The organism is Corallococcus sp. CA047B, assembly GCF_003612065.1.
Taxonomy (GTDB): domain Bacteria; phylum Myxococcota; class Myxococcia; order Myxococcales; family Myxococcaceae; genus Corallococcus; species Corallococcus praedator.
In genome coordinates, this window is the sequence record NZ_RAWD01000594.1 from 1 (window position 1) to 2,257 (window position 2,257).

At 73.6% G+C, this 2,257-nt stretch carries 2 protein-coding genes; both read right to left on the minus strand.

Annotated features, from left to right (window positions below; all coding sequences use genetic code 11):
* Positions 1 to 1,695 (minus strand): chemotaxis protein CheA (locus D7X74_RS41345; RefSeq protein WP_120538397.1); only part of this gene is annotated, 1,695 nt, incomplete at its 3' end.
* On the minus strand, positions 1,692 to 2,084 hold the full coding sequence (locus D7X74_RS41350) for a response regulator (RefSeq protein ID WP_120538398.1): 393 nt from the start codon (positions 2,082 to 2,084) through the stop codon (positions 1,692 to 1,694). The genes D7X74_RS41345 and D7X74_RS41350, both read right to left, overlap by 4 nt.
* Positions 2,085 to 2,257 lie beyond the last annotated feature (173 nt).

The window sequence follows — 2,257 nt, forward strand, 5'->3', positions numbered from 1 at the left end:
CCCCACCGCCACCGCGTACCTGAGGCCCGCGCATTCAAAGACGATGGCGTCCACCAGCGTCACCGTGAGCGGCACCCGCAGGGTGAAGGTGGTGCCCGCGCCCTTGCGCGTCTCCATGCGCAGCTCGCCGCCCAGCTGCTCCACGACGATGCGCCGCACGATGTCCATGCCCATGCCCCGGCCGCTGGTGCGCGTGGCCTCCTGGCGCGTGGACAGCCCGGGCCGGCACAAGAGGTCCAGCAGGCCGTCCACCGAGTCCGGCACGGGCGCGTTCGCGGCCTTCGCCACCGCCTTCGCGTCCACGCCCCGGCCGTCGTCGCGCAAAGTGATTTCCAGCTGGCCGCTGGAGCGCGCGTGGCAGCCCAGGCGCACCAGCCCCTCCGGCGGCTTGCCCGCGGAGAGCCGCTCGTCGGGCAGCTCCAGCGCGTGGTCCACCGCGTTGCGCACCAGGTGCACCAGCGCGGGCATCAGCCGGTCCGCCACGGCCTTGTCCAGCTCCGCGTCGCCCACGTCCAGTTCCAGCCGCACCGCCTTGCCCGTGGTGCGCCGCAGCCCACGCACGAGGAGGGGCAGCCGCTCCAGCACGTCCCCCATGCGCACCATGCGCAGGCGCAGGATGGCCGAGCGCAGGTCGCGAAGCTGCCGGCCGTTCTCCTGGAGGATGGCCGCCAGCTCCCGCGTGGGCGCCCCCGCCGCGGTGAGCGCCGCCACCGCGCGCGTCAGCCGGGAGCGGTTGACCACGAGCGCCGCCAGCCACTCCATGGCTTCGTCCAGCCGCGACACCTCCACGCGCAAGAGGCCGCCGCCCCGGCGCACCTCCGGCTCGTCCAGCTCATCCTCGGGGCCCGGCACGCCCAGGGCGCCGGGGACGGCGGGGACGCCGGGCACCGGCGCCGGAGGGAGGCTGTCCGCCGGGGCCCCCGGGGGCGCGGCCACCGCCAGCGAGCGCACCGTGGCGGGAGCGCCGCCCACGGCCTCCAGGAGCACCGCGTCCTCCGCCTGGGTGAGCAGCAGCAGCGCGAACGCCAGCGAGGCCCCGCCCGCCGCGGCACCCGACAGGGGCAGCACCTTCACGATGTCGCCGTGCTTGCCCACGCGCTCGCGCACGGTGTTGATGTTCAGGCCCTTCGCGGCGCGCTCGGCGGAGGGCACGAAGTCCAGCCGCATCGCGCGCTGACCTCCCGCGAGTCCGCCCTCCAGTTGTTCGCGCTCCGACGGCGCGAGCTTGGAGGCGAACGCGGCCTGGGCGTCCAGCACGACGGCCCGGGGCGCCCGGGGCGCCACCTCCAGCACCTGGGGCCCCAGCGCCTCCAGCCGCTCCAGCAGGTTCGCGGGCGCGGGCGAGGCCGGCTTGCCGGCGCCCAACTGCCGTACGCGCTGCTCGATGGCGCGCAGGCCCTCCACCAGCGGCTCCACGCTGGACTCGGGCAGGCGGCCTCCGGATTGATCCGCCACCCGAAGGGACGCCTCCATCCAGTGCGCCACGGAGACGATGGGCTCCACGTCCACCATGGCGGACAGGCCCTTGATGGTGTGCAGGGCGCGGAACAGCTCCCGCACGGCGCGCGGCTGGGCGGCGCCCCGGCGGACGGCCTCCTCCACGGCGAGCAGGTCCCGCTGCGCGGAGGCCAGCAGTTCATCCACCTCGGCCAGGTAGGCGGGGAGGAACTCCGCGAACTCCCCGGGCGTCGTCACCCGCGCGACGCCTCGTCCGGAGCCTTCTCCAGCAGGGACCGGGCAGCGCCCTGGAGGGAGTCCGGGGTGAAGGGCTTGGTCATGAAGAGGCTCGCGCCGGCCCCCAGCGCCCGCTCGCGGGAGGCTTCGTCGCCGCGGGTCGTGACGATGATGATGGGCAGCGCGCGCAGCTGGTCCTGCCCGCGCACGAACTCCACCACCTCGATGCCGCCGATGTCCGGCATGTTCAGGTCCAGCACGAGCAGGTCATAGGCCTTGAGCGACAACTGCTCGATGGCCTCCAGCCCGCTGGAAGCCTGCGTGAAGCGGCTGTCCGGATAGGGCCGCAGGCAGGCGACCACCATCTCGCGCATCACTTTGCTGTCATCGACGACGAGTACCTCGGGCATGGCGTCCTCTGGAAACGACCGACCAAGCTAGAACGATTCCGGGTGGCTGAAAGAAATGAGTCAGCGCGCGTGGGTCGAGCGTTGGTTTCTCCACGCAAGGCCGCACGGGTATGTCACGAAGTCCGGAGGACGGCACGCGGCGCGCGTACACCCTACCGTCCCACCCCCAAGGC